The following is a 26,544-nucleotide window of genomic DNA, read 5'->3' as shown; positions in this document are numbered from 1 at the left end:
AGTCCAAAACAAAAGCGGCCTCCTGAATTTCGGGAGGCCGCTTTTATTATATATTCGGTAATTAATTGTATCCTGAATTTGCACTCAGTTGTTACTTAAACATTGTGATATTAGTAACCCCACCGTCTGATATGAGTTCGGTGCCTACTACAAAACTCGATTCATCAGATGCCAGGAATACGGCAGCATTGCCTATATCGGATGGCTCGCCAATGCGCCCTGCCGGTATCAGATCCGTCCAGATCTTTTTAACGGCATCAACTTGTCCTTCGGGAATAAACTTATCAAATACAGGTGTTTCGATAGTACCCGGCGATAAAGTATTAACACGGATTTTTCTGTCCAAAAGGTCCAAAGAAAATCCTCTCGCAAAAGAGATCACCGCTGCTTTCGATGCGCCATAAACCGACATTCCGGGAAATGCGCGATGTCCGGCTATCGACCCTATTAATATGATAGAACCGCCATCATTCATGTAAGGCAGTGCTTTATGCACAGTAAAATAAACGCTCTTTATATTAAGGTTGATGTAAGCATCAAAATCGGCCTCGCCTATATCGGCAACGGAGCCCATTTTATTGCCTTCTACTGCGCCACCCGCGTTAACAACAAGCGTATCTATCTTACCAAACTTATCGGCAGTTTCCTTAAATACACTTTCGAGATCGTCCAATTTGGTAACATCGGCGCGGATACCGATGAATTTCCCATCTAAGCGGGCAACTGCGCTATCTATGGTGGCTTGCGTCCTGCCTACAATGGAACCCACTGCACCTTCATTTTTAAATGATTCTGCAATGCCAAAGCCTATACCGCTATTGCCACCAGTAATTACGGCTACTTTATTTTCTAATTTTTTCATTGTTTTTTATCAATTTTCTTTGTCAATATTGACAGTACAAAACTGTGGCAAATGGCAACTACAGAAAATCTACTACTTTACAAAAAATAATGAAACTACATTAACTTTTCGAGCGATTATTTCTGATCCTGGAAAGGAATTGGGTGGTAATACCTAAATAAGACGCAATTACATATTGCGGGAATTTCAACAGAAATTTTGGGTATCGGCCCGACAATTCCTCAAACCGTTCTTCCGCAGTTTTACTGATGCTCGATAACATTCTTTTTTGCATACCAGCTGCTGTGCGTTGCGCGTGCAGCCTGAAGAAACGTTCAAACTTGGGAATCTGATCATATAGCTTTTGTTCATTTTCAAAGCTCAGCTGTATGATTATGGAGTCTTCTACCGCTTCCACAAAAAAAGTGGCAGGCTTCTGGTTAATGTAACTCGAAAAATCAGAGATCCACCAGTCATCAATAGCCAAGCCTATAACATGTTCCTGGCCATCTTCAGGGTCGATGATGTAAGCTTTCAAAGCACCTGAAACAACATACGTTCGGTATTTACAAACAAAATCAGGCTGTACAATTTGTTGTTTCCTTTTAATGCGAACAATTTTCAGATGCGAAATAAACTCATCTGTTTCTGATTGTCCGAGTTGTATAAAACGGCTGATGTTATTTAATATCGAATCAAAATCATTCATAATATAAAATTACTGATTTTGCGATGTACGGTATTGCCGTTCATTTGTAAAAAAAAGAGGCTGATCATGATGTATGATACAGCCTCTTCATTTATATATGTTAGGGATATTGCTTTTTAGAACCGCCCGGGGCGCATAAAGCCACCTTGCCTTGGGCTTGGTCTGTCGTTTTGGGCTATTTGGCCACCGCCACGGTTGCCCCTATCCTGCCCGCCTCCGCCGTTTTGGTTACCGCCGCCTTGCTGGCCGCCCCAGCCGCCATGTTGGCCGCCATTATTACTTGGCTGTGAAGGTTGTTGTTGCTGCCCGCCGCCTTGCTGGCCACCCCAGCCGCCGTGTTGGCCGCCCTGGTTACCACCGTTTGATGGCTGCTGAGGGTATTGTTGCTGACCGTTTTGGCCACCCCAGCCACCACGGCCACCGCCCTGGTTTCTGTCGGGTTGGTTGTAGCCGCCTTTGTTGCGGTCATCGTCACGGTCCTTGCCGCGGCCCCAGCTACCACGATTATCGTTTCGGTCGCCCCAGCCACGGTTGTCGTTACGGCCGTAACGGCCGCGGTCGTCGTTGCGGCCCCAGTTTCCGCCGTTGTTTCTACCATAATCGCCGCGGTTGGCGTAATCGTTGTTGCGGCGGTTCCAGTCGCCACGGTAGGGGTTACCACCCCAGCGGCCACGGTATACGTCGTGGTTCATGTATGGCCTGCGGCCACGAACCTCGAACCTGCGAGCGGTACGCCAATCGTAATTGCGGTATGCGCCTGGTAAGTATTGTGCGCGTATCCAGCGGCTGCCGTCGTTATAAAAGTAGCAATGCAGTGGTATGCTGTAGTAAGCTTCAACCTCGGGCAGGTAGTAGTAGTCATCGCTGTCATCAAAAACGTCGTCATAAACAACGGGTTGCGGTGCGGGTACGTACACCGGCCTTGGGGGAATATTTAAGCCTATATGTATGGATATTTGGGCCTCAGCTTTGTTGGCAAACAAACCGGCTAAAACCATTGCCGATAATAAATATATCTTTTTCATCGCGTTTAAATTTTATACATCTATGACGTGCTATCTAAACCAAGGTTTAATCCCAATAAACGATAATATCACATACCAAAACACACGCAAAATATAATTTTATTAACTGAATTAAAATCGATATAATATTTCAATAACTAAAAACAAGAAACGATTTAGCAATTTGTTATATCGCCCTGTGCCATAAAAAATATACCCTTTACGATAACAAAATTGTTGCTCCGAGGTCTCAAACACATTTCGGTATACGCTGTATTATAAGTTAATTTGGGTAAAACTCACAACCACTATATGAAAACTCTCAAACCTCTAAGGCTTTTGCCCCTGGTGGCAATGGCATCGTTCGGGCTGCTGTTTACGGCTTGCAACGGCGATAAAACCAAAACCGCCGAAAAAGCCGACACCACCGCAGCAGATACCGCTGCAAACCTTACCCTTCCGGCGGGCTTCACTGCTGCAGTTATTGCACACGATCTGGGCAGCGTAAGGCATATTGCCATTAGTCCGCAAGGCGGCATTTACGTAAAGCACAAAAGCGCGGGTGGTAATGCAGGTATATTATATTTAACTGAAGCCAACGGTGCCGCCGAGGTAAAAAAATCCTTTGGTACGTTTGATGGTACGGGCATTTATTTGAAGAATGGCTATTTATATGCCTCGTCTGACGAAGAAGTATACCGTTTTAAACTGAACGCAAACAACGAGGTAGAAAACCCCGATGCACCCGAAAAGATAGTAACCGGCTTATTGGCACGCCACCAGCACGAAGCCAAAGCGATATTATTGGACGATGCAGGTAACCTGTATGTAAACATAGGTGCCTACTCTAACTCCTGCCAGGTGAAAGACCGTACGAAAGAATCGCCGGGCCAGCAGGGCTGCCCTATTCTCGATTCGGCTGCCGGTATATGGCAATTTAAAGCCGATAAGCTTAACCAAACCTATAAAGACGGCGTACGCTACGCAACTGGCTTACGCAATGTAGTGGGTATGGACTGGAACAAAACCCGCAACCAGCTTTTTGTAATGCAACATGGCCGCGACCAACTGCACGATAACTGGCCTGCGCTTTACACCGAAAAGCAATCGTCGATATTACCGGCCGAGTGTATGTTTGCGATGAACAAAGGCGATAATGCAGGCTGGCCTTATGTATACTACGACCAAGAGCAGAAAAAGAAAATTGTAATGCCCGAATATGGCGGCGATGGTAAAAAAGAAGGCGACAGTAAATTTATTGACCCTGCCGCAGCCTTCCCGGGCCACCTTGCACCTAACGGTTTGCTGTTTTATACCGGCAGCCAGTTCCCGGAGAAATATAAGAATGGTGCTTTCATCGCCTTCCACGGTTCGTGGAACCGCGCTCCTGAACCACAGGCAGGCTACTTTGTAGTATTCCAACCGTTAAAAGATGGTAAAGCCGATGGCCCGATGGAAGTATTTGCTGATGGCTTTTCGGGTTCGGCAGAAAATACCGCAAAAGGTGCTGCTACACACCGCCCCTGCGGTTTAGCACAAGGCCCCGATGGTTCACTATATGTAACCGATGATGTTAAAGGGACCATTTATAAGATAAGTTATAAGAAGTAACATTTGAAATTTGCAAAAAGAGCGGTTGGCCATAAAAGCCAACCGCTCTTTTTTTATTCGGCCAAGGTGTATACGTAGGCATCACGCTGCTGCATTTTATCTTTTACACGCACGATGGACTCTTTGTATTCATCGTGCATAGATTTATCAGTAGATGCCATATAAGCATTTCGATAAGCTTGTAAGGCTTTCTGCCATTCCATATTTTTTTCGGCAAAAAGGCCCAGCAGGCCATAAACCTCATCAATACCCACCCCGGGAACCTCCAGCGCTTTTGCCGCGATCGCAGCAACCTGCCGTTCCATTTTAAGGAATACCACCAGGCTTAAATAATGGTAGTAATTATCAGGAAACGAGGGCTCCAGTTGCATACAGGTTTTAAAATGGAAGCCTGCAGTTTGGTAATCTTGTAGATCGTAGTAATATATTTTACCCAGCTGATGGTGCGCGCGGGCGTAAGTAGCATCGTCGGCAATTATCGCGTTAAGCAAATTGAGTGCTTTGGGCGTTTCGCCATACGAAAGCTCATCAACAGCCTGCAAATACTTTTCTTCAATAGTATAATAAGTGTCCATAAAAATAAAATGGTGTGCCTAAGGCAAATACCAAAAGGCATTGTTTCAGTAAGAAATTAAAATTTGATTATTCCGATTTAAGCCGGAGTACTATGAAGAGAAGTGGATCCTTGATGCAAAACTCTCCCGCTGCGTGCCCATGGGCAGCATAATGGTGGTGCGGTATGAGTTATTAAATAGCATCGGAGTAATTATTTATGGCGCGAAGATAAACAGGATGAGGGAATTATGCAACACGATTTGCAGTGAGGGGCGTGATTTTTTGACAGGATTTCAGGATTGAGAGATTTTACAGGATTTTTTTTGAATTATACTGATGTTGGATTGACTGAACCGATATGTTTTAGAAACGCAGGATATTCGCCTTTCCAAGACGCAGAGCAACGAGCCGTCTAATTATAGTGGCTACTTGTATGATGGGGTGCTGAAAAGATTTCAGCATGACTTTTGTTATATGAGCACGCCACACTCAACACAATACATCCTGTAAATTCTAAAATTCTGTAAATTCTGATTCAGAAATTTACGCTGCCAGTTTGTTGGCTTTTACTACCTCTATCTGGTAATTGTCCATCAGTTCGTATTCGGAGATAATTACGGCGAAGTCGTCAAAGCGCAAGCCGTTCTCGAAGGCGTACATGGTATAGCCGCGTTTGTTGCCATCATAAGCACCCAGCTCATACACTTCGTCATATTTTTTGCTTTTTATTTTTGCGCCGCTTACCAGTTGGTAAGAGTCGGATATGTTTTGGAAAGTAATGTTTTTCATAGTAATTAAAGCTATACAATTACTTTGCCAAAAATTTTAACCGAACCACTCGTACAATTCGGCCTGTTTCAGTTTAGCTTTTTCTTTAGCCGAAATATTCTTTAGCACTTCTCCCTCACCCATTTGAATAATGCGGCTGCCGTACTGTGCGGCATCTTTTAAATTATGTGTCACCAGTATAGCGGTTAGCTTATATTCCTTTATCAAGGCTTCGGCAGTGCGCATAACCGTTTCTGCAGAGCGTGGGTCGAGGGCTGCCGTAGGTTCGTCAAGTAGTAATATCTTGCATTCGTCCATCACGCTCATCAGCAGGGTAAGCGCCTGCCGTTGCCCGCCTGATAGTGTGCCAATAGGTTGTTCTATTTTATTTTCGAGCCCCATGCCCAGGGTGGCTATTTTTTCCTGCACCTGTTTTTTAAAGGCTTCATTTTTGCCAATGGTTAGTCCTTTACTTTTGGTGCGCAGGGCTGCCAGTCGAAAGTTATCTACAATACTCAGGTCGGCAGCGGTACCCAGCAGCGGGTTCTGAAAAATGCGGGCAATCCATTTGCTGCGGCCATATTCGGCCAGTTTAGTAGCATCGTTTCCGGCTATGGTAATGCTGCCAGTATCGGGTATTACTGTACCAGCCATAAGGTTAAGCAAAGTTGTTTTGCCCGAGCCATTAGCACCAACTATCACCACAAACTCTCCTTCTTCTATATTCAGGCTTAGCTTCTGCAATGCCTTCACTTCGTTAGCTTTCCCCGCGTTAAACGTTTTGCTGATGTTCATTAGCTCTATCATGCGTTGCGGGAGGTTAAACGTGGCAGGCCCACAATAATCAATACAAAAACCGATGTGGCCACTTTAAGCATATTAGGGTTAACGCCAATATCCAACGTAAATGCCAATACCCACTGGAATATTGCCGCCCCCGCCAGCACCAGCACCAAACTGAGCCATACCGAAGTAATGCGCAACCAGTTGATAATAGTTTCGGCAATAATAACCGAGCCAAGGCCGATGATCACCACGCCTATCCCCATACTGATATCGGCAAAGCCCTGAAACTGGGCTATTAGGTATCCGCTAAGCGCCGTTAAAGCGTTGGCAATAGCCAGGCCGATTATCTTCATTCTATCCGTATTTACACCCAATGCGCGTATCATTTGCTCGCTGCTGCCTGTGGCGCGCATGGCTATGCCGAAATCGGTCTTCAATAAGTAACCAATAATAAGCGTAAGTGCAGCTACAAATACCGCAAGGATAATTAGCGAGTTTTGGTTAGGATCGGTTAAGATATTTAAGGCAGAGAACAAGGTAGGCAGGTTCAATAAAGGCATATTCGATCGCCCCAAAATGGTGAGGTTAACCGAGTACAGCGCCGTCATCACCAGTATCCCCGCCAGCAGGGCATTAATTTTCAGTTTAGTGTGGATGATGCCCGTGAGCGCTCCCGCAGCCGCCCCTGCCCCTATCACAGCAAGCATGATAAACCAGCCCGGCTGGTGGCTTGTGAGCATAACGCCCGTTACCACGCCGCCGAGGGTGTAGCTGCCATCGGTAGTTATATCGGGGATGTTGAATATCTTCATGGAGATGTATATGCCAAAGGCTATCCCCGCAAAACAAAGCCCCTGCAATAAAGCGGTTAAGTAAAGCCCCATTATTTTACAGCGGTATAATCGGCCGGTATGGCAATGTTGTATTTTTTGGCAGCGACTTGGTTATAAACGCGCTTGCGCACTTTCACCATCTCCAGCTTCAGTCCGTCGGTTTTGTGTGTTTTCAGGAACTGCGCGGCCTGCAACCCGCTTTGGTAACCCCACTGGTAAATATCAGCACCAAAGGCCGCTACCGCACCACGCTGCACCAAACCCGCCTCGCTGGTAAAAATGGGCACGTTATGTTCGTTACAGCTTTTCAGGATGGTTTCAAAGGCGGCGAAAACAGTATTATCCGGATTGGCAAAAAAAGCATCTATACCCTTGCTCAACAACGCTTGCGTTACCAGTTGTGCATCGGCAGATGAATTTAACGGAAGTGCTACTATTTTAACATTCAACTTTGCGGCAAGCCCTTGTATACGCGCCAGTGCATCGGCAGATTGCGGTTCACTTTGGTTGTATATCATCCCTATGGTTAACTGTGCACCTTTGGGCTTTAACAGTTTTGGAATGATAGCGAAAGAAGTATCTATATAATTTAACTCCTCCATTGTTCCAAACAAGTTGGCCGGGCCTTTACCCTGCGCATCTGCAACCTTCATACGCTCCGGCGTTGGCGATACCATTTGGAAGATCGGGATGGTTTTAGTTTTTTGAATGGCCGCCACGGTGGATAGCGTGGTTGATGTAGCCAGCAGGTCTACATTTTGCGACACGAACTGGTTTACAATGGTAGCCAGTGTGGGTATACTCCCCTGCGCGTTACTGTATTTTATTTCGATATTCTTTTGTTCTTCGCTAAAGCCATTAGCTTTCAGCGCGGCAACAAAACCATCCTTAGCCTGGGCAATAGTGGCATCCTCAAAAGCATCAACAAAACCAACAACAGGTACTTTGTTTTTATTTGATGTGCAGGAAATAATTAACGGTAGAAATAATAAAATGCGGAGTAATTTGGGTGTCCTCATGTATCAAAAATAAATATACTGTGTGGTTTTTTTGGCATAATTAAGTAAAACAAAAAAAATGTTAAAAAAGAGTTTTAATATTCCCAAAAGTTGTATATTTGACAGTATCCCTTAACCCCTTCTCATTATGGCAACTTTATACAAAATGCTTGTCAACGAAGCCAACCCCAGGCTTACGGATAGGACGAACGCGGCCCTTTCAAAGCTATCGGGCAAAATTTATCACATCAACAATACCAGTATCATCTTCCATCCGCCGGGTAGTTATTATCAACTGGGTATTGCCGAATTTGTTTACCGCAACAACAACCGCGTAAAGGGCCTTTACACGGTTTACATTAAAAACAATACTGTATACGTAAGCCTGTCGTCGCTTGATATGGTGAACGTGATAGATGCCCCCTATAAGCTATTTTTTGATGAATTGCGTAAGATAGTGACGGGTGAAATACCCGAGATGCAGATGGCCTGAAACAACCCAAACGAATAAGCTTTTACAAATTTTTGGTTATGCCGAAGGTTTTTTGGCTATTTTAGCCAGTGATGATACCTGTTATATCAAAATTACCTCAAACCGGCACCACAATATTTACGGTAATGTCGGCATTGGCAGCCGAAGTTGGCGCTATTAACCTGTCGCAGGGCTTTCCTGATTACGATAGTTCGCCGGAGTTAATTACCTTGGTTAGCAAGGCCATGCAAAAGGGCTATAACCAATACGCCCCTATGCCGGGGCTGATGGCCCTACGCGAGCAGATAGCCATAAAAACCGAAAAACTATACGGTGCCGTTTATAACCCCGATACCGAGATAACCGTTACTGCCGGCGCTACGCAAGCCATCTTCACTGCTATAAGCGCTGTGATACACCCTAACGACGAAGTGATCATCTTCGAGCCGGCCTACGATTGCTATGCCCCTGCCATAAAATTGATGGGCGGCGTTGTAAAATCATTGGAGCTGGACCCGCCCGATTACCGCATTGCCTGGGATATGGTGAAACGCCTTATTAACGGTAAAACCAAAATGATCATTCTTAATTCGCCGCATAACCCTACCGCAACCATTTTAAGCAAGGAGGATATTGATGAATTAAGCGCTCTGATAAAACATCAGGATATACTGATACTGAGCGACGAGGTATACGAGCATTTGATATACGATGGCGAAGAGCACCAAAGCATGGCACGCTACCCCGAACTGCAACAACGCAGCTTCATTGTATCTTCCTTCGGCAAAACTTTTCATGCTACGGGCTGGAAAATGGGCTACTGCCTTGCCCCTGCTTATTTGATGGCCGAGTTTAGGAAGATACACCAGTTTTTGGTGTTCAGCGTAAACACGCCCATGCAGGTTGCCATTGCCGAATACCTTAAAGACGAGAATACCTACCTGAGCCTGCCCGGGTTTTTCCAACAGAAACGCGATTACTTTAGGGAGGGGCTTGCAGGCAGCCGTTTTAAGCTGTTACCCTGCGCCGGATCATACTTCCAATCAGTTACTTACGATGCTATAACCGACGAGAAAGATGCCGACTATGCCATACGTTTAACCAAAGAGATCGGGGTGGCATCTATACCTGTTTCGGCCTTCTACCGCAAAGGGAACGATAAGCATGTATTGCGTTTTTGTTTTGCCAAAAGGCAAGAAACCATTGATAAAGCCGTTGATAGATTGTTGAAAGTTTAACTTTTAGTAAACATTTACGTATACATTTATCAGCCTTTAAAACACTAAATTCTACTATGGATAATCTTAAAGTTACTGTATTTCAGGGATATTTATTTTGGGAGAACATTGATAAAAACCTACAGAATATCTCGCTTAAATTATCCAACATACGCGAAAAAACTAACCTTATTATCCTGCCCGAAATGTTCAATACCGGGTTTAGCATGAACGCCGAAACCCTTGCCGAAGAAATGGGCGGCAAAACCATGCAATGGATGCACGATACGGCACAGAAGTACGAATGCGTAGTAACCGGCAGCCTGATAATTAAAGAGGACGGCAAATACTACAACCGCCTGGTATGGATGCGCCCCGATGGTACACACGAATATTACGACAAACGCCACCTCTTCGCCCTCGGTAAAGAACATAACACCTACACCGCCGGCACCGACAAGCTTATTGTTGAACTAAACGGCTGGAAAATATGCCCCATGATATGCTACGACCTACGTTTCCCCGTTTGGTTGCGCAATGTTGATGAAGCCTATGATGTATTGCTGATAGTAGCCAACTGGCCCGAACGCCGCGCCCTGCACTGGCGCACCCTTATACCTGCCCGTGCAGTAGAGAACCAAAGCTACGTAATAGCCGTTAACCGCGTAGGCCACGATGGCAATGAGGTATACCACTCCGGCGATTCTACCTGCATTAGCCCTAACGGCGACGTGGTATACTACAAACGCGACGAAGAGGACCTGTATACCTTCTCCATCATTTATGACGAGGTTAAGAAAATACGCCGTGCGCTTCCGTTTTTGAAAGATGCGGACAGGTTTACGCTGGACGACTGATCGATGTGCAGATGTGCAAATTTAAAATGTGCAGATGAAGCTTTACCGTCATCCTGAACTTGGTTCAGGACCCCATCATACAAGTAGCCACAGCGTTTAGCCGCTTTGCAAGCTCACTACTGCGCTTGTGCCCCTACATAGATTTGACAACTTTTAAAAAGTTGTCAAATCTGCCCTCGCTTAAGCCCCTATTTAGTTGGCGACGGTGGTAATGATGCCGCCTGCCTCACGATCAGTTTCCATTTCTTTCCTGTTTTTTGATAGACTTCAGTATACACCAAGTTGTAAGATGACCTTGCATTGTTCATGGTGAGTTCAAAATATGCCTGACCGATCAATACGGCTGTTTTTCCAAAAAATCGAACAGAGGCTTCTTTCACATCCGTAGTATTGTAGATAGGGAATCCGTTCCTAAGTCCGTCAAGCGTTTTCTGTTTATCACTTGTCATTCCGTTAGAATGCACAAAAACCAGGTTATCATCAAACATATCCGCGAGCGAATCAACCTTACGCTCTATCTGCCAACGAAATTTAGCCTTAGATAGGTCGAGGATCTCTTTTTCGGCGGCAGTTTGCGCATGAGCTGCGAAAGCAAATAGAATCGCAGCGATCGTTAAAATTGTTTTCATGTTGTTAAATTTTAGTTGTTTGTATTATTGATAATTATATTTTACAATTAAGTTTGACAAATTTGTCAATATCGGGACAAAAAAATTTATTTTAGTATCAGGTCACAAATAATTTTTTTTCGTTCGTCCATCTTTTTCATGTATTCGGCATCGGTTAGGTTGAACATTTGTTTATGTAGCGGCCTCATTACTAGCGGATGAGAATTGAGGGCCATTATATTCATCATAAATTGAGTAGGATCCATTTTGCTAATGGTACCCATTTCCATCTCTGCTTCTATTTGTTTTAAAAACGCGGCCATTTTACTTGCGCCTTTTTCTTTTTGTACATATATATCAGCATCACCGTCAAGCATTTCCGTTATCAAAAATATCTCTCGGTACGGGAATGCAATGGTCTCTGTTAAAAACAGATCGATCAACTGTCGTATCTTTTCTTTAAAATCCATTTCGGCTTCCATCAATGCATACAATTGCTTTGTTAAGCCGGTGAGCGCGTCGTTAAAAACTTGTTTCAATAACAGATCCCTCGACCGAAAATAATAATGAAGAGATGTGCGACTAACTCCGGCGGCATCGGCAATATCCTGGGTAGTAGCATGTAGCTTCCCTTCTGCAAAAAATATTCGCTTTGCGGTATCTTTTATCAATTGTTCTGTATTGCTATCTTTTATCGCCATTATTGTTTGACAAATTTGTCAAACAATATTTAATTCAAAGTACCTTTATTCAATATCTTACAAAAGCATGACATTTTTCAACCTTACTCCCCCTTAGTCTTCCCCAACCAATAATTCTTACTATTTTGCGTTATCACACAAACTATAACGGATCTGTTAGATGAGATTGATTTTACGCGGTGTTTTATTATTGGCTGCCTTAAACTTTGCTGTTGCTGCCCGTGCGCAGGAAACCGAAAAACCTAAGGAGAAGCCAAAAAAGGAGAAAAAAGAAAAGCCGCTTAAGAAAAAAGAGCTTACCCAATACGTAGACCCATTTATTGGAACCGGCGGGCACGGGCATACCTATCCCGGCGCTGTGGCACCTTTTGGTATGGTACAGCTTAGTCCGGATACCCGGTTGGAGGGTTGGGATGGTTCATCCGGCTATCATTATAGTGATACTACCGTTTATGGTTTTTCGCATACGCATTTAAGCGGTACTGGCATCCCCGATTATTGCGACATATTGTTTATGCCTACCACGGGCGAGCCTAAACTGAAGAACACCGAATACCGCTCGGGCTTCAGTAAAAAAAATGAGGAGGCAACGGCAGGATACTACAAAACCAAGCTCAACAAATACAACATCGAGGTTGAACTTACCGCCACCACCCGCGCCGGCGTGCACAAATACGATTACCCAACAACAGATAAGGCCAATATCATCATCGACCTGCAGCACCGCGATGAAGTATTAGATTCGTGGATAGAAGTGGTGAACGACCATGAGATACGCGGATTCCGCCGTTCCAAATCATGGGCTAACGACCAATCGGTATACTTCTACGCCAAATTCAGCAAGCCTTTTAAAACTTATGGCATTGCGTTGGATGATAAACTGCAGGATGGACAAAGCAAAGTGCAGGGCAAAAATGTGAAGATGTACGTGCAGTTTGATAACCCCGGCAATGTGATAAGCAAAGTGGGGATATCGGCAGTAAGTGCCGAGGGCGCTTTAAAAAACCTGGACGAAGAGGTGCCCGATTTCGATTTTAAAGATATTTACAAAGCCACCAAAACCGCCTGGAATAGCGAACTAAACAAGATACAAGTAGAGGGCGGTGCGCCACCAAGGCCACAAATGCAGGAAATGGGGCCATACAGCAATTCTTCGAGCAAGAAAAACCCGTTTCCTGATTACGCTCATCGCAAACAAGTGATATTTTACACGGCGCTATACCATTGTATGCTGGCACCCAACGTTTTTACCGATGTTGATGGCCAGTACCGCGGGCTCGATCAAAAGATACATCAAGCCAATGGCTTCACTTACTATTCGGTGTTCTCGCTATGGGATACCTTCCGCGCAGAAAATCCTTTGCTGTCGTTAATTGACAAGCAACGTACGCTGGATTTCATCAAATCATTTTTAGCCATGTATGAGCAGGGCGGCTTGCTGCCTATTTGGCCGCTGGCATCCAGCGAAACATACTGCATGGTGGGTAACCACGCCATTCCCGTAATTGTTGATGCTTACGCCAAAGGCATACGCGGCTTCGATGCCGAACTTGCTTTTACAGCCATGAAAGCAGCCGTAAACCGTAACCAGTTCGGTTTGGATAATTACAGGGCAACAGGTGCTGTAAATGCGGATAAAGAACACGAATCGGTAGCCAAGACATTGGATTATGCGTACGATGATTGGTGTATTGCCCAAATGGCGAAAATGCTGAACAAGCCAACCGACTACGCCGAATACATCAAGCGCGCCCAGTACTGGAAAAACGTTTATAACAACGAGAACGGCTTTATGCAGGCGCGCGATAACGGTGGTTGGTATAGCCCATTCGAACCTACCGAAATAAACAACAATTACACCGAAGGTAATGCATGGCAGTATACCTTTTTGGTACCGCAGGATGTGGAAGGTCTGATGAAAGTATTGGGCGGCAGAAAAGAGTTGGAAATAAAGCTTGATGAGCTGTTTACCACCGATGCCAAACTAAGCGGCCGCGAACAGGCGGATGTTACGGGCTTAATAGGCCAGTATGCCCACGGTAACGAGCCAAGCCACCACATTGCCTACTTGTACAACTTTACCAACGCACCAGATAAAACGCAGTACTACGTAAATAAAATACTGCGCGAGCAATACAGCGACAAACCCGACGGGCTATCGGGCAACGAAGATTGCGGGCAAATGTCGGCCTGGTATGTGATGAGTGCACTGGGTATATACAACATTGCACCGGGGCAGCAGCAGTTCCAGGTGGGTGTACCGCAATTCGAATCTATCATCATCAGCCTCGAGAATGGCAAGCGTTTCAACATCAGCAACACAGGCGCAGCCGTAAGCCGCGACAATAATTTTTTACAAGGGCTAAACCTCGACGGCAAGATTTACAACAAGCTTTACATCAATTACGAAACCATCGAGAAAGGCGGCACCTTTGAAGTATTTACCGGCCGTATAGCCAACAAACTTTTTGTGCAAGAGCTGGAGAAACCCACATCGGCCATTAAAGATGAGCTTATAGTGCCCAACCCATACATTGTAGCGGGTACCAAAACGTTTAAAAGCACTATTGATATTAAAATACAATGTATAGATAGCCTTGCTAAAATATATTATACACTGGATGGCACCACGCCTACAACCGAATCGGCTCAATACGATAAACCTATACCCATATTGGTGAACACAACCGTGAAAGCTATAGCCGCAAGGGATGGCAAAAGCAGCTTTGTTGACGAAGCCACCTTCACCAAAATACGCGCCGACCTTAAGCTAACGCTTGCCAACAAATACTTACCAAGCTATTCGGCACAGGGCGATGAGAGCCTGATAAACGGCATACACGGCACAGCCAACTGGCGCCTGGGCAATTGGCAGGGCTACCAGGGGAAAGACCTTGAAGCGGTAATAGACATGGGAGCAGTAAAACCGGTGAAAAAGCTAAGCCTCGGCACTTTGCAGGATACCCGCTCGTGGATAGTATTCCCGAAGGTGGTGCAATACTATACATCCGACGATGGCAAAAACTACAAATTAGCCGCCACGGTAAATACCAAAGTGGATATAAAGAACCTTGAACCCCAAACCCAGGAATTTACAGCAACCCTAAACTTAAAAGCCCGCTACATAAAAGTAATAGCCAAACAATATGGCCCCCTGCCCGACTGGCACGAAAGCAAGGGCAGCCCATCGTATATTTTTGCTGATGAAATAACGGTTGAATGAGGTTAGAGGTTAGAGCTTAGAGCTTAGAGCTTAGAGCTTAGAGCTTAGAGCTTAGAGCTTAGAGCTTAGAGCTTAGAGCTTAGAGGGCAACCTCTTTTTAGAATTTAGGTTTTAGTATTTAGAATTTCATTCCCATATGGTTAACGAAGCCCTTTTGAACCGTATCCGCGAAGCGTTGATGGATGTATCGCCGATTTATGAAAAGCGAATGTTTGGCGGTATATGCTTTATGGTTGATGATAAGCTTTGCATTTGCGTAAACAAAGAGGAGGCCCTGTTCCGCATTAACCCTGATGATTTTGAAGAGGCTCTGGAGATGGATGGCGTACGCCCTATGCAGCAACAAAAACGAATTGCCAAAGGCTACGTTTTTGTACACGAAGACGCACTAAACGACAAACGAGAATTTGATAACTGGATAAATAAAGCGCTGGAATATAACAAAGTGGCAAAGGCCAGCAAGAAGAAAAAAGCTTAAAACATGTCTGCAAAATAGCGCCATCAACTACCCCGGCAGAAGAAACCCCGCGCTACTTTCCCCACCCGCCCGCAAAATCAAAACCATACTTAAGGTCATCGCATAAAACCGATTTAGCTTTTGGTTACAAAACCAAGGAATAACTTCAATATTTTAACATTTGGTTTAAATAATAAACCCATCAATAAAATTTACAACCTTTTAGAATACAAGTAGTTAAATTTATAATATTATTAATTTAATATCATAATTATTGCAACTGGCATTGCTAAATAATATATTTGAAACGTTTTTCAGTTCCTGAAATTCAATTCATTAGTTTTTTGCGTGCTATTGTAATTTACAGCATCCTCCCCCAGGGATAGGTGGTTACGCAGGCCTGCGCCATATCACGTCAAATTGCTAACGAGCTCATTTTATTGTGTTCCCCACCTGTAAGCAGCCCCCACGTTTACCGGTTTATTTTTTTGTAATAATTAATAAACTATATGATGAAAGTTTTTACATCAGGTGTAATTTCTTGTGCCATTTTTTTGCTGGCACTACTACCCGACAGCAGCTTGTTTGCCCAAACACAAAGTGGCCCCGCCTTCGGTACCGACCTTTTTGCAAATGCTGTAGAATATGCCGTAGGGTCCGGTGCAATTAGTGTTGCCACCGGCGATATTGATGGCGACGGAAAAATAGACATAGCTGTAATCCCTTCCGGTGGCAATACTATTAATATACTTCGCAACATCGGCAAAGCGGGCACTATCTCTTTCGATAGCCCGGTATCCATTACACTCCCCTATTACGCTGCCGTAAACCTTAAAAAAGTCATAGTAGCTGATATAGACGGCAATGGCAAAAAAGACTTGGTTGTACAAGGATCCACCGCCGGCCCGGGCGTTTCAGTTTTACGAAACATAAGCACGATAGGTAGCATCAGTTTCAGCAGCGAAGTGACTAATGTGGCTACCGGGGTTTACTGGTCGGCGCCCGGTATAAATACAGATTTGGCCGTTGCCGACCTCGATAAGGATGGCAAGCCGGAAATTATAACCACCGCCTACAACTACCCCACGCAATTTGAACCCAGCAATCAATCGAATTTACAGGTAAATAAAAATAAAAGCACCGCCGGAAAAATAAGTTTCGAAAAAGGCTTCGGCTGGACCTATGGACTGAATGGTTATGTTGCTAACAGTATGCCTGTTTCTGTAACTGCCGGCGACCTTGATGCAGATGGATTGCCCGATTTGATAGTTACAGATGATACCGGCAAACTAAGGCTTTTCCGCAATAACAGTACGGCCAGCGCCTTATCATTCGCCGATATGCTGGACCTAACGATAGCTGCAGCATCAAATATAAAAGTAACCGTTGGCGATGTTGACGGCAATGGCAAACCCGACCTTTTATTCGGGCTGGGTTCTATCCTCAACATATACCTTAATAACTCAACAACTACATTTGCCTTTAGCAATAGCTCCTATGAAACCGGTAGCTCTCGTAGCGGTGTAAGCAATGTGGTATTGGCAGATTTTGATAAAGATGGCAAAGTTGATGTAGCCATGGCCAGCGACCAGTTCGCGAGCAGCCAACTTAATGTTTACCACAATAATACAAGTGGCACAACTTTTAAACTGTCGGCGGCAACAAACATGGCAGGTACAAGTGCTGTTGCAAACGGTTATTTAGATGCTGCCGATTTTGATGGCGATGGCAAAACAGATGTTACGGTTTTATCAAATTCTGCAATAGTTTTCCGCAATAAATACAACGAACCCACCATCACCTCGTTTAACCCCAAAGGCGGCCTGCAAAATGCAGCCATAATCATAACAGGTACCAATTTCACAGGTGCTACTGCTGTAAGCTTTGGTGGTACTCCGGCTGCATCATTCACGGTAAATTCTGCTACGCAGATAACGGCTACTGTGGCTAAAGGTACTTCTGGTGCTATTACGGTAACCACGCCTTTTGGCAGCGCAACAGCCGATGGTTTTTCCTACTACCAACAGCCAACAATAATCTCCCTTGACCCTACCATGCAAGGCAGCGGTGGCCAGGTGGTTATTACCGGCACCAACTTTACAGGTGTAACAGCGGTAACATTCGGCAACATTGCCGCAACAGCCTTTACGGTTGACTCCCCTACCCAAATAACCGCTACCGTGGGTAACGGTGCGTCGGGTGCCGTTTCGGTTACATCGCCGGGGGGCAATGCCGGTAAAACGGGTTTCGTATTTGTTCCTAAACCTGTAATAACAAGTATAAATCCTTCCAGCGCTAAATACGGCGATACTGTAACCATTACGGGCAGCAATTTCCAAAATACGGTAAACGTTACTTTCGGTGGCATACCAGCACTTGATTTCAGCGTAAAATCGGCTACAAGCATTAAGGCAGTAGTAGCTGCGGGCGCAAGCGGCCCGGTTGCAGTAACTACCCTGGGCACTCCGGGCACCTACAATAGCTTTACTTATGTTAAAACGCCGCAAAGTATTATTTTTACGGCAATACCTGCTCAAACCTTTGGCGCAGCAGACCTGCCGGGTACTTTTGGCCCCAATAATACTTATGGCTACCAACTCTACGCCAACTCCAATCTAAATCTAACCTTACAAAGCAGCAACACGGCAGTTGCGACTATTGTAAATGGTAAAATACATATTACAGGTGCAGGCACAACTTTTATTACGGCCAGCCAGGCAGGTAATTCTATATATGCAACTGCAATATCGGCCAATCAAACCTTAACGGTTAACAAAGCGCCGCAAACCATCACATTCAATACCCTGCCGGGCACCTACACCAATTCGCCCGATTTGGAACCTGCAGCTGAATCATCAAGCGGGCTACAGGTAACTTACAGCAGCGATAATACAAATGTGGCTACCATAGTTAATGGCAAAATACACATAGTTGCCACCGGTACAGCTAACATCACCGCTACTCAAGCCGGTAATGCTAATTACCTTGCTGCCACACCGGTAAGCCGTTCGCTTACCATTACTACTGCTCCCCCGGCACCGGTTGTTAGTTACCCTTCCACCCAAAACTTTACGGTGGCTACCGCCATTACGCCGTTAAAACCTTCGGCAAGTGGCACTACCGTAAGCCCCGCCGACTATGGCCAGGCGTTTGTGTACACCAGTTACTCTACCGGTGGTACTGTTAACTACCAATCTGTAAACAGCGATTATTATTATACCACCGCAGTAGATGCATCGGGTAATGTATATGTAGGCGACGGCCGCAACAACGCTATAAAAAGAATATCGCCAACGGGCATTGTAAGCAATTTTGCCAATATTGACAACCCGTTTGGCGTTGCCACTGATGCAGCCGGGAACGTTTACGTGGCACAAGGGCTGCTTAATACCCTTAAAAAAATTAGCTCTAACGGACAGGTATCGGCAATTAACTTGAGCAGCTATACAGGTGAACGATGGGGTGATAGTTTCAACATCACGGCCATTGCTACTGATGTTTACGGCAAATTATACGTAGCCGGCTATACCTATAGCCAGCCGATGGTTTATATAGTAAACATGAGCACCAAAAATGTAAGCAAGGCCTACGGCAATTATAACACTACGATATTAAGTTTAGCGGTGGATAAGAACCTGAATATTTACGCAGGTACTGAAACATCCATTCTAAAAAACGGTGAAGTATTGGCCGGCGGCACTATACCAGGCTCTGCTAACGGCACAGGTGCGGCAGCAAGTTTTAACAAGGTTACAGGGCTGGCAGTTGATGGAGCCGGTAATGTTTATGCAGCCGATAAAAACAACAACCTTGTACGTATGATAAGCCCCGCAGGCGTAGTTAGCACCGTTGCCGGCACAGGCCTGGCAGGTTCTGCCGACGGAGCAGGCACGAGCGCAACTTTTTCTACCCCATTCGGGCTATCGGCAAATAATGCGGGCGTTTTGTATGTAGGCGATGCAGGTACCAACAAAGTGCGCAAGCTGGTTGTTGACGGTTATTTTATCGATAAACCGCTGCCACTGGGCCTTTCGTTCGATGGTGCCACCGGTACTATCAGTGGCACGCCATTACAACCTGCCGGTGCATCAAACTACAGCATAGCTGCAAATAATATTATCGGAGGCTCAAGCACAACCAATTTAAGCCTGGCCGTTTCACCACTGGCCGCACCTGTAATGAGTTACGCAGGCCCCAAAACTTTCCCTACAGGCACTGCTATAACTGCCTTTAAACCTACTTACAGCGGTGGAGCCATGCCTTCTGCGTTTTACGGGCAAACTAATACCATCATCAATAAAGGCGTATTACCTACCACCGCCTATTGGGCAGGAATGGATAAGGCCGGTAATATTTATACGTTTGATGAATTGGGGCCCGAATTAAAAAAAATAAGCCCGTCGGGCGAAATAACTACGGTTGCAGGCCCCAACCAATTCGGCGCCTATTCCAACTTTGTGGGCGGCAGCATTGCAGTAGATGCCGATGGCAATACCTACTTGCAAACCGGTTCGCCAACGGCTATACGCAAAGTTAGCCCAACAGGCCAAATAACAACATTTGCAGCAACCAACCTGCAAAGCGGACATGCCTATTTTTACATGGCTACGGGGACTAATGGCGTGATATACCTGGCAACTACATCTAAAATATACCAGGTGAGTGCGGGCGGTGCTGTAAGTTTACTTGCCGGTAGCGATATACAAAATACTGCTGACGGAACAGGCAGCGCGGCAGGGTTTAGCGGTATTAATGGCATTACCACTGATGTGGCCGGGAATATTTTTGTAACAGAAGCGGGCCAAAACTATGCGGCAATAAGAATGATAACCACAACGGGGGTTACTACCACTGTTGCAGGTGGCTCTACAACAGGTACGATAAAAGATGGCACCGGCAGTGCTGCGTCTTTTGGGGCACCCGGTGCTATCACGGCCGACCAGGCAGGCAATTTATATGTTTCGGACTGGCAGGCACTGCGCAAAATAGCCCCGGGCGGTATTGTAACAACAATTACTACCGCAACAAATAACCAACAATACGCTCGTCAAATAATGGCCGATGCCGCAGGTAACATCTTCAGTTTCGACGATAAAGGAGGCATTAACGAAATATTTACACCGGGCTACACCATTAGCCCTGCCCTGCCAACCGGATTAGGCTTAAATGCAAAAACGGGTACAATTAGCGGCACGCCTAAACAAGCATCTCCGGCCACCGAGTACACCATCACGGCTACCAACATATCGGCAGCGGCAACTGCCAAACTAACCATTGCGGTTACCTCTGTGGTACCGCCACCGGCAATAACCTATACGGCAACCTCGGTGTTTACAAATGGCGCAGCCATATCAACATTATCGCCCACCAATACGGGCGGAACAATACCCGCCGCCGGCTACAAAATAAGCCCTGCCTTACCGGCCGGTTTAGTTTTTGATGTTAATACCGGTGCTATAAGCGGTACGCCTACTGCCCAAATGGCACCTAAAAACTATGCTATCACGGCAACCAATAGTGGCGGCTCAAGCAAGTTTACCATCAGCATAGCAGTGTTGGCCCAGGTGCCGTCGCTCAGCTATCCTGATAAATTGACTTACACCATCGAAAAAGCTATTAGCCCTGTAAAACCTACCGTTACAGGTAGTGGCAATTTTGCATCGCAAACCGTGGGCAAACGCATTGCTTTTGCAGGAAGCGGTAAAAGAGGCTACAACGATGGGCAGGGTATTACGGCAACATTTTACGCACCGGCAAGCTTATCTTTCGATAGCCGCGGTAACCTTTATGTGGCAGATATGGGCAACTTCCGTGTACGCAAAGTAACGCCCGACGGCCTGGTAAGCACACTTGCAGGAAACAACTTTGCAGGTACTACCAGCGGAAATGGATCGGCAGCCAGTTTCAGGTATTTATACAACCTTAGCACTGATTCTGCCGGTACAAGCTATATATTTGATTTTACCGAGATGCATGTGCGTAAAGTAACCGCAGAAGGAGACGTTAGCGATTACGTTACTGTCCCCGACATGTATCTCCCAACGTTGAATAGCCTAAACGGCAATGTTGTAGCAGTAACCGATAATAAGGGAAACTTTATTTACGCCAGCGGAAACACAATACGCAAGGCCGGGCCGGATGGCAACACCTTATTGGCAGGTAATAATAACAACACAGAACGGGAACAACGGGACGGCACGGGCAACGGTGCCAGCTTTAGCCGTATAGACGCATTGGCAATAAGCCCAACCGGCGACTTGTACGTAGCGGATGCAAACGGCTATGTTAATGGGGCGAACCGCACAACGCTAAGGAAGATCGATAAAAACGGAACAGTAACTACATTACCAGCCGACCTGCTTACTCCGGGAGGTTATCAATCGGTTTATAGCATTGCGGCAGATAAAGCAGGTAATGTGTATTTGGCAGACCCATACGGCATAAAGAAGATAACAACCGGAGGAACTGTCGGCACATTGTATACGGATGCTTCTACGTCGGGATCGGCAACCAAAATCATGTCTGTAGCATTAGACCCTGCAGGCCTTTACCTTTATACCACATCCGAACAAAGCGACCAAATTTTCAGGATATCTGCCGCAGGCACGGGTTCGGCTTACGGCATAACACCCGCCTTGCCGGATGGGCTAACCTTTAACGGAAGCAACGGCATTATTACCGGTACACCAACAAAAACAAAACCGGCTACCGATTACTATATAACAGGCTACACCACCAGCGGTAGTGCTACGGCCAAAGTAAATATTACTGTAAACCCAAGCCCGCCTATAATCAGTTATGTTACGCCGCAGCCATATTTGCGCCGTAAACAAATAGATCCGCTTAGCCCAACCGCACGCTTTGTTGATGCCTTTAAATACGACACCGATAATATTAAAGCCATTGGTAGCGGCTTTAACAACCCTTACGCCACAGCTGCCGATACCGCCGGAAACGTTTACGTGGCAGAAATGGGTACCAATAGTATTAAAAAAATACCGGCAGGCGGCGGAACGCCTGTACTTGTAGCCGACGGTTTTAACCAGCCAATAGGTGTAGCGGTTGACCTTGCGGGCAACGTTTACGTGGCCGACCAGGGAAATAATGCGATTGTGAAAGTGCTGCCGTCCGGAGTAAAATACAACATTGGAAAGGGCTTCAATCAGCCATCGGGTGTTGCGATAGATGTAACAGGCAACGTTTATGTGGCTGATTATGGCAGTGGCACAGTTAAACGGATAAATTTTGCAGATGCAAAAACTATCACACTGGCCGAGGGCTTTATGATGCCAACCTCGGTAGCAGTTGATGCCGCCGGCAACGTGTATGTAGCAGATGCCGGTAACAGTTCTGTTAAATTGATAAGAAATACAGATGGCAATGTAATAACACTAAACAGCGAATTGTCCTTCCCTACCGGGGTTGCAGTAGACGCCGGCGGCACAGTATACATTGCTGAATATACCGAGCATGCATTAATGCGCCTAAACCCTTTCGGCGGTATTGAAAAACTCTCGGAGCAATTTGCAGCACCATTCGGTTTGGCTATTGACGGTGCCGGCCACATTTACATTGCCGACCCGGATGTTAACAAAGTAATGGCAGTTAAAGCCATTGGTGGATACTCGATATACCCAACCCTACCTGCAGGCTTGGTGATAGACAGGCAATACGGTACCATCAGTGGTACACCAACAGGTCGCAACAGCGAGGCTTACTACACAGTAGTAGCACACAATAGCTTCGCCAGCGGAAGCACTAAAGTTAAAATACAAATTGTAGCACCGCCTACCGAACCTGCTACAAGGCCTTACTTTACCGATATTACCAGCTCAACAGCCAGCATTACCTGGACGAACGGCAGCGGCGCCGGCCGATTGGTGTTTATATCAAAAGCCGGTAGCTATAACAGCGTACCATTGCCTGTAGCCGGGGTTAATTATGTTGCAAATAGCGCCTACGGAGAGGGTACACAAATAGGCACCTCCGGCTGGTATTGTATTTATGATGGTACCGGTTCAGATGCAACTGTCAGCCAACTTTCTTCGGCGCAGGCCTATTCTGTTGCGGTGGTTGAATACAGCCCGGTTACCGGCAGCAACCCGCCAATCAGGTCGTACATTACTGATGGTGTTATCGCTGGTAATTTTACAACACTAATAGCCAAACCATCCCGACAGGCGGGCAATTTATTCTTTAACGGCACTACCGGTACAACTACAACCATAAGCTGGACCAACGGTAACGGTACTGCAAGGTCGGTGTTTATTAAACGCGGTAACGATGGTGCGCCGATGCCGGCAGATGCATACTATTCTGCAAACAACAGGTTTAAATCGGGCAACCAGATAGATACAACCGGCTGGTATTGTGTTTACAACGGTGTAGGTTCAAGCGTAAATGTAATTGGCCTAACCGTCGGCACAACTTACCGTGCGGCTGTTGTAGAATACAATGGCAGCATTGCGGCGCCACTATACCTGCAAGATAATATTGCGCCTGAAAACCTTACAACGCCAATTGACCCGCCAACGGGATATGCTACATCACTTGTATTTAGTAATACAACATCGAGCACCACAACGCTTAGCTGGGTTAGCAGCAACGGAGCATCCCGTGCGGTATTTATGAAGTTGAATTCGAGCGGCTCTCCAAATATTGTTCAGGGTAACATTTATTACCCTAACGCCAAATTTGGGCAGGGCACACAGGCTGGCACAAATGGCTGGTATTGTGTGTACAATGGCACAGGCAATTCGGTAGACATTTCGGGCCTGGCTGCCAATACAGCCTATCGTGCTATTGTTATCGAATATAATGGTGCCGACGAAACATCGTCATATAACCTAACCCGTTATAATACGGCTTATGTAAATATGGCGGCAGGCCCTGCTACCCTTGCCTCTATCAACACAAAGCGCATAACGCCGGTGGTTGATAAAAAGGAAATTGATGCACCGCTTGTTCAAGGCGAACTAAGCGTTCACCAGGCAGTATCGCCAAACGGAGATGGCTTGAACGACGTATTTACGATTGATGGTATAAACGCCTACCCCGACAATACCGTTCGTATTATTAATGCCAACGGCGATGTTATTTACAGCGCTAAGGGCTACGATAACTATAGCAAAGCGTTTGACGGGCGCGCCAATAACGGCAAGCTGCAAAAACCGGGCACCTATTTCTATTCGCTCGATTATACGAAGGATGGGAAGGCGCAGCGCAAAACAGGCTATCTGATTGTGAAATATTAAACCAACAAGATCAATATCTGATGAAGGCCGCAGCGTAAAAGTTGCGGCCTTTTTGTTGCCGATGATTGGCAATAATGCAAAATGACAAATATCTGAAACAACCGTTTCAAAATTAACTTATCATTGCATCATCAAATAATTATGGCACGCAGCGTAGAATTTAACGAGGAACAAGCTATTCAAAAAGCCATGGAGGTTTTTTGGGAGAAGGGCTATAACAGCGCTTCGTTACGCGACCTTACCGATGCCATGAAAATAAACAGCAGCAGCCTTTATAACACCATTGGCGATAAGCAGGAGCTTTTTGTACGATGCGTGCAGCATTATACTGATCTGCGGAAACAAGACATTCAAAAACGCCTGAAAAGCAGCGACTCCCCTTTTACCATATTGGTGGATTATATACACGATGCCGTAGATGTGATCATCAAGGGCAACGGCTGTATGGCCGTGAAGATGGCCTTTGAAGTGGCCAATGCTGACCAACGTGTAAAAGATATACTGAAAGCTGATAGCGACTATGCCTATCAATTCCTGCATGATCTGATAAAAAACGCCATGGACCGCGGCGAGATAGCCACTAAAGAAGACCCTGAACTATTGGCCGATTACTTTAACAGCACCTGGACGGGCTGGTACGAATCGTACATTCTGCATCACGATGCGGGCAAGATCCGCAAGATGGCGCAGTACTTTATCAAGCAATTATCTAAGTAAATTTTTTTTAAGCTTTTTTAAAACAAACGTTTCAGAAATAAAAACACGCACAATTCTGAAACAAACAATTCAAAATAAATTAAAACCAAATGGAAAACAAAACAGAACAAATTGGACTGAAAGGCAAACGCGCATTAGTAACAGGCGGCACCAAAGGCATAGGCCGCGCCATTGCAGATAAGCTGGCTTCGGAGGGAGCAGAAGTAATTGTTAGCGCCCGCAACAACCCGAACGATCCGGAACTGAGGCACCACTTTATAGCTGCCGACCTTACCGATGCCACACAAGCAGCCAAACTCGTAGAAGAAGTAAATGAAAAATTCGGCGTTATCGATATCCTTATTAACAATGTAGGCGGCCTCACCACCCCTCCCGGCGGCCATAGTACTTTAACGGATGAGCATTGGGAAAGCGAATTACAACTTAACCTGATATCAGGCATCAGGTTAGACAGGTTATTCCTACCCGGCATGCTGGCTCAGCAAAGCGGTGTTATCATCCACATTTCATCGGTAGCGGGTAAACAAGCTCTTTGGAATTTGAATATGGCCTACGCGGTATCAAAAGCTGCGCTAAACAGCTATAGTAAAGCCTTAGCGACCGAACTGGCACCAAAAGGTGTGCGCGTATTAACGGTAGCGCCGGGAGCCACTAAAACCCCGCCCATGGAAAAGTTCATAACTGATTATGCTTCTTCAGTAAACATATCCGTTGAAGAAGCCTTTGGCCAACTAATGGCACAGGTGGGCGGTATACCTATGGGCCGCATGGCCGAGCCGGAGGAAGTAGCCTCGTTGGTACATTTCCTGGTATCGCCGGCCGCGGCGTACTTAACAGGAAGTATCTATGCTATTGATGGTGGTTCGTTACCTGTGGTATAAAACATAATGTTAACAAAAAAGGTAGCGATCATGCTGCCTTTTTTGTTTTGCA

The 26,544-nt window shown here is 45.7% G+C and carries 19 protein-coding genes; 9 read left to right on the top strand and 10 right to left on the bottom strand.

Features of this window, described 5'->3' with window-relative positions:
• Positions 1 to 91: 91 nt before the first annotated feature.
• From BC343_RS00720 to BC343_RS30910, 3 genes are all read right to left on the bottom strand, one after another.
• The gene (locus tag BC343_RS00720; protein WP_078345801.1) at positions 92 to 862 is read right to left on the bottom strand and encodes an SDR family NAD(P)-dependent oxidoreductase; all 771 of its coding nucleotides are present in this window, start codon (positions 860 to 862) and stop codon (positions 92 to 94) included.
• 100 nt (positions 863 to 962) lie between these two features.
• Positions 963 to 1,550, bottom strand: coding sequence for a Crp/Fnr family transcriptional regulator (locus tag BC343_RS00715; RefSeq protein WP_078345800.1), 588 nt, complete (start codon positions 1,548 to 1,550; stop codon positions 963 to 965).
• A gap of 116 nt (positions 1,551 to 1,666) precedes the next feature.
• Positions 1,667 to 2,575, bottom strand: a complete 909-nt coding sequence (locus tag BC343_RS30910; RefSeq protein WP_156088730.1) for a hypothetical protein — start codon at positions 2,573 to 2,575, stop codon at positions 1,667 to 1,669.
• A 291-nt stretch (positions 2,576 to 2,866) separates the two neighbouring features.
• Between BC343_RS30910 and BC343_RS00700 the strand changes: the two genes are divergently transcribed.
• Positions 2,867 to 4,165, top strand: coding sequence for a PQQ-dependent sugar dehydrogenase (locus tag BC343_RS00700; RefSeq protein ID WP_238381683.1), 1,299 nt, complete (start codon positions 2,867 to 2,869; stop codon positions 4,163 to 4,165).
• A gap of 53 nt (positions 4,166 to 4,218) precedes the next feature.
• Here BC343_RS00700 and BC343_RS00695 read toward each other — a convergent pair whose 3' ends face one another.
• The 5 genes from BC343_RS00695 to BC343_RS00675 form a co-directional block, all read right to left on the bottom strand.
• Positions 4,219 to 4,740 carry a hypothetical protein gene (locus tag BC343_RS00695; protein WP_078345797.1) on the bottom strand — a complete coding sequence of 174 codons (522 nt, stop codon included), beginning with the start codon at positions 4,738 to 4,740 and terminating at the stop codon, positions 4,219 to 4,221.
• A 523-nt stretch (positions 4,741 to 5,263) separates the two neighbouring features.
• The gene (locus BC343_RS00690; protein WP_078345796.1) at positions 5,264 to 5,509 is read right to left on the bottom strand and encodes a hypothetical protein; all 246 of its coding nucleotides are present in this window, start codon (positions 5,507 to 5,509) and stop codon (positions 5,264 to 5,266) included.
• Between the two features lie 36 nt (positions 5,510 to 5,545).
• On the bottom strand, positions 5,546 to 6,295 hold the full coding sequence (locus BC343_RS00685) for an ABC transporter ATP-binding protein (protein WP_078345795.1): 750 nt from the start codon (positions 6,293 to 6,295) through the stop codon (positions 5,546 to 5,548).
• Positions 6,292 to 7,158 carry an ABC transporter permease gene (locus BC343_RS00680; protein WP_078345794.1) on the bottom strand — a complete coding sequence of 289 codons (867 nt, stop codon included), beginning with the start codon at positions 7,156 to 7,158 and terminating at the stop codon, positions 6,292 to 6,294. Before BC343_RS00680 ends, BC343_RS00685 begins: the two co-directional genes overlap by 4 nt.
• Complete coding sequence (locus BC343_RS00675) at positions 7,158 to 8,126, bottom strand: ABC transporter substrate-binding protein (protein ID WP_078345793.1); 969 nt, start codon at positions 8,124 to 8,126, stop codon at positions 7,158 to 7,160. Before BC343_RS00675 ends, BC343_RS00680 begins: the two co-directional genes overlap by 1 nt.
• Positions 8,127 to 8,253: 127 nt before the next feature.
• Here BC343_RS00675 and BC343_RS00670 point away from each other — a divergent pair, with 127 nt between their 5' ends.
• The 3 genes from BC343_RS00670 (at position 8,254) to BC343_RS00660 (ending at position 10,651) form a co-directional block, all read left to right on the top strand.
• Positions 8,254 to 8,598 (top strand): hypothetical protein, encoded by a 345-nt coding sequence (locus tag BC343_RS00670; RefSeq protein WP_078345792.1) that lies wholly within the window; start codon positions 8,254 to 8,256, stop codon positions 8,596 to 8,598.
• A 71-nt stretch (positions 8,599 to 8,669) separates the two neighbouring features.
• Entirely contained in the window at positions 8,670 to 9,815 is a 1,146-nt protein-coding gene (locus BC343_RS00665; protein WP_078345791.1) for a methionine aminotransferase, read from the top strand.
• Positions 9,816 to 9,871: 56 nt separating this feature from the next.
• Positions 9,872 to 10,651: an amidohydrolase gene (locus BC343_RS00660; RefSeq protein WP_078345790.1), complete on the top strand. Its 780-nt coding sequence runs from the start codon at positions 9,872 to 9,874 to the stop codon at positions 10,649 to 10,651.
• Between the two features lie 188 nt (positions 10,652 to 10,839).
• Here BC343_RS00660 and BC343_RS00655 read toward each other — a convergent pair whose 3' ends face one another.
• A complete protein-coding gene (locus tag BC343_RS00655) occupies positions 10,840 to 11,280 on the bottom strand; it encodes a nuclear transport factor 2 family protein (protein WP_078345789.1) in 441 nt (146 codons plus the stop codon).
• A gap of 86 nt (positions 11,281 to 11,366) precedes the next feature.
• Positions 11,367 to 11,960: a TetR/AcrR family transcriptional regulator gene (locus BC343_RS00650; protein WP_078345788.1), complete on the bottom strand. Its 594-nt coding sequence runs from the start codon at positions 11,958 to 11,960 to the stop codon at positions 11,367 to 11,369.
• Between the two features lie 160 nt (positions 11,961 to 12,120).
• On the opposite strand from BC343_RS00650, the gene BC343_RS00645 reads away from it, so the two are divergent.
• From BC343_RS00645 to BC343_RS00625, 5 genes are all read left to right on the top strand, one after another.
• Positions 12,121 to 15,183: a GH92 family glycosyl hydrolase gene (locus tag BC343_RS00645; protein WP_078345787.1), complete on the top strand. Its 3,063-nt coding sequence runs from the start codon at positions 12,121 to 12,123 to the stop codon at positions 15,181 to 15,183.
• 136 nt (positions 15,184 to 15,319) lie between these two features.
• Entirely contained in the window at positions 15,320 to 15,661 is a 342-nt protein-coding gene (locus BC343_RS00640; protein ID WP_078345786.1) for a TfoX/Sxy family protein, read from the top strand.
• Positions 15,662 to 16,149: 488 nt separating this feature from the next.
• Complete coding sequence (locus BC343_RS00635) at positions 16,150 to 24,894, top strand: putative Ig domain-containing protein (RefSeq protein ID WP_078345785.1); 8,745 nt, start codon at positions 16,150 to 16,152, stop codon at positions 24,892 to 24,894.
• 141 nt (positions 24,895 to 25,035) lie between these two features.
• Positions 25,036 to 25,611 carry a TetR/AcrR family transcriptional regulator gene (locus tag BC343_RS00630; RefSeq protein ID WP_078345784.1) on the top strand — a complete coding sequence of 192 codons (576 nt, stop codon included), beginning with the start codon at positions 25,036 to 25,038 and terminating at the stop codon, positions 25,609 to 25,611.
• 89 nt (positions 25,612 to 25,700) lie between these two features.
• Positions 25,701 to 26,492: an SDR family oxidoreductase gene (locus BC343_RS00625; RefSeq protein WP_078345783.1), complete on the top strand. Its 792-nt coding sequence runs from the start codon at positions 25,701 to 25,703 to the stop codon at positions 26,490 to 26,492.
• Positions 26,493 to 26,544 lie beyond the last annotated feature (52 nt).

This window comes from Mucilaginibacter pedocola, assembly GCF_002013915.1.
GTDB lineage: Bacteria > Bacteroidota > Bacteroidia > Sphingobacteriales > Sphingobacteriaceae > Mucilaginibacter > Mucilaginibacter pedocola.
This window is presented reverse-complemented; position numbering and strand designations above follow the sequence as displayed.